This window comes from Rhabdonatronobacter sediminivivens, from assembly GCF_013415485.1.
GTDB lineage: Bacteria > Pseudomonadota > Alphaproteobacteria > Rhodobacterales > Rhodobacteraceae > Rhabdonatronobacter > Rhabdonatronobacter sediminivivens.
The window spans coordinates 1-2,500 of the sequence record NZ_JACBXS010000081.1 but is presented as its reverse complement, the minus strand read 5'-3'; the positions used below and the strand labels follow the sequence as shown (position 1 = coordinate 2,500).

The window sequence follows — 2,500 nt, the reverse complement described above, 5'->3', positions numbered from 1 at the left end:
AAGGTTGGGTAACACCAACTGGAGGGCCGAACCCACATCCGTTGAAAAGGATCGGGATGAGCTGTGCCTAGGGGTGAAAGGCCAATCAAACTCGGAGATAGCTGGTTCTCCGCGAAATCTATTTAGGTAGAGCGTCGCACGAATACCCCGGGGGGTAGAGCACTGGATGGGTAATGGGGCCCCACAGGCTTACTGATCCTAACCAAACTCCGAATACCCGGGAGTACTATGCGGCAGACAGACGGCGGGTGCTAACGTCCGTCGTCAAGAGGGAAACAACCCTGACCTACAGCTAAGGCCCCCAATTCGTGGCTAAGTGGGAAAGCAGGTGGGACGACCAAAACAACCAGGAGGTTGGCTTAGAAGCAGCCATCCTTTAAAGATAGCGTAACAGCTCACTGGTCTAATCAAGTTGTCCTGCGGCGAAGATGTAACGGGGCTCAAGCCACGAGCCGAAGCTTAGGATGCGAGCAATCGCATGGTAGCGGAGCGTTCTGTTCTGTACTCCTTGCGTCTTTTGCGCCCCCCGAGGGCGCACCGGACGCAACCGGAGTCTGCTGTGAAGCCGGCCCGTGAGGGACCGGTGGAGCGTTCAGAAGTGAGAATGTTGACATGAGTAGCGACAAACAGGGTGAGAGACCCTGTCGCCGAAAGTCCAAGGGTTCCTGCTTAAAGCTAATCTGAGCAGGGTAAGCCGGCCCCTAAGGCGAGGCAGAAATGCGTAGTCGATGGGAACCTGGTTAATATTCCAGGGCCAGGAGGACGTGACGGATCTCGAAGGTTGTCATCCCTTATCGGATTGGGATGGCCGCTCAGAGGTTCCCGGAAATAGCCCTCCATCAGACCGTACCCGAAACCGACACAGGTGGACTGGTAGAGAATACCAAGGCGCTTGAGAGAACCATGTTTAAGGAACTCGGCAAAATACCTCCGTAAGTTCGCGAGAAGGAGGCCCGGTTATTGCGCAAGCAGTGGCCGGGGGCACAGACCAGGGGGTGGCGACTGTTTACTAAAAACACAGGGCTCTGCGAAGTCGCAAGACGACGTATAGGGTCTGACGCCTGCCCGGTGCCGGAAGGTTAAATGGAGGGGTGCAAGCTCCGAAATGAAGCCCCGGTAAACGGCGGCCGTAACTATAACGGTCCTAAGGTAGCGAAATTCCTTGTCGGGTAAGTTCCGACCTGCACGAATGGCGTAACGACTTCCCCGCTGTCTCAAACATGGACTCAGCGAAATTGAATTGCCTGTCAAGATGCAGGCTTCCCGCGGTTAGACGGAAAGACCCCGTGCACCTTTACTACAGCTTCACACTGGCATCAGGCCAAGCATGTGCAGGATAGGTGGTAGGCTTTGAAACCAGGACGCCAGTCCCGGTGGAGCCTCCCTTGAGATACCACCCTTGCTTTGCTTGATGTCTAACCGCGGTCCGTTACCCGGATCCGGGACCCTGTGTGGCGGGTAGTTTGACTGGGGCGGTCGCCTCCCAAACAGTAACGGAGGCGCGCGAAGGTTGGCTCAGAGCGGTCGGAAATCGCTCGTTGAGTGCAATGGCAGAAGCCAGCCTGACTGCAAGACTGACAAGTCGAGCAGAGTCGAAAGACGGCCATAGTGATCCGGTGGTCCCGAGTGGAAGGGCCATCGCTCAACGGATAAAAGGTACGCCGGGGATAACAGGCTGATGGTGCCCAAGAGTCCATATCGACGGCACCGTTTGGCACCTCGATGTCGGCTCATCTCATCCTGGGGCTGGAGCAGGTCCCAAGGGTACGGCTGTTCGCCGTTTAAAGAGGTACGTGAGCTGGGTTTAGAACGTCGTGAGACAGTTCGGTCCCTATCTGCCGTGGGTGTTGGAGACTTGAGAGGAGTTGCCCCTAGTACGAGAGGACCGGGGTGAACGATCCACTGGTGGACCTGTTGTGGCGCCAGCCGCAGTGCAGGGTAGCTATGATCGGAAAGGATAACCGCTGAAAGCATCTAAGCGGGAAGCCCCCCTCAAAACAAGGTCTCCCTTGAGAGCCGTGGTAGACCACCACGTCGATAGGCCGGAGATGTAAGCGCAGCAATGCGTTCAGTTGACCGGTACTAATGGCTCGATAGGCTTGATTTGATCCAGAAACAGCAAGGCACAAAAACCTCGCTCATCAAATCAAAAGCAATACAAAACCCAATACACTTGCGATGGTAACGCCCACAAAGCGTAACTGATGCGTGTTTCTTCTCAGGTTTGGTGGCTACAGCGCGAGCAAAACACCCGATCCCTTCCCGAACTCGGAAGTTAAGTGCCGCAGCGCCAATGGTACTGCGTCTCAAGACGTGGGAGAGTAGGTCACCGCCAAACCTGAAAAGAAACACAAAAACACATCTCTCAGAACAAACACCAAACACACAGCGCACCAAAAAAAGCGCCACAAAACAAACCACCGCGGGGTGGAGCAGCCAGGTAGCTCGTCAGGCTCATAACCTGAAGGTCGTAGGTTCAAATCCTACCCCCGCAACCAAA

The 2,500-nt window shown here is 55.4% G+C and carries 1 tRNA gene and 2 rRNA genes (1 of these 3 cut by a window edge); all 3 read left to right on the top strand.

Annotation, left to right across the window (positions count from 1 at the left end):
• Positions 1–2,107, top strand: a 23S ribosomal RNA gene (locus HUK65_RS17855) (it extends 724 nt beyond the left edge of the window).
• A 116-nt stretch (positions 2,108–2,223) separates the two neighbouring features.
• A 5S ribosomal RNA gene (rrf, locus tag HUK65_RS17850) occupies positions 2,224–2,338 on the top strand.
• A gap of 83 nt (positions 2,339–2,421) precedes the next feature.
• Positions 2,422–2,498 (top strand) — tRNA-Met (locus tag HUK65_RS17845).
• The last annotated feature ends 2 nt before the right edge of the window (positions 2,499–2,500 follow it).